At 57.0% G+C, this 458-nt stretch carries 1 protein-coding gene; it reads left to right on the top strand.

What is annotated here, in order from left to right; translation table 11 throughout:
* A partial coding sequence (locus NLX78_RS26395) for an AMP-binding protein (protein WP_254351931.1) occupies nucleotides 1–458 on the top strand: 458 nt, incomplete at both ends.

The raw sequence follows: 458 nt of genomic DNA on the forward strand, positions 1-458 counted from the left end.
GACGACCGGATTGACCCAAGCCGTCTGTACGGCTGGATTCACGACTATCAGATTACGGTGTTCGAATCCACACCGGCATTAATTGTACCGTTCATGCAGCATGTACATGAACAGGGACTGGACATGAACAGTCTGGAACTGCTGATCACCAGCTCGGACAGCTGCAGCGTGACAGACTACCGGGTGCTGCAAGAACGGTTTGGCGCGGATATCCGCATTATGAACAGTTATGGCGTCACGGAAGCAGCGATTGACTCCAGCTTCTACGACGAAGAGCTGTCGAAGCTGCCAAGCAGCGGCAGTGTGCCGATTGGTCAGGCATGGCTGAACGCACGCTTTTACATCGTGGACAGCCAGCTGAATCCGGTGCCGATCGGCGTGCTGGGCGAGCTGTGCATTGGCGGTGCCGGGGTGGCACGAGGCTACCTGAATCGTGCGGACCTGACGGCCGAGAAGTT

This window comes from Paenibacillus sp. Lou8.1 (assembly GCF_024213565.1).
Taxonomy (GTDB): domain Bacteria; phylum Bacillota; class Bacilli; order Paenibacillales; family Paenibacillaceae; genus Paenibacillus; species Paenibacillus polymyxa_B.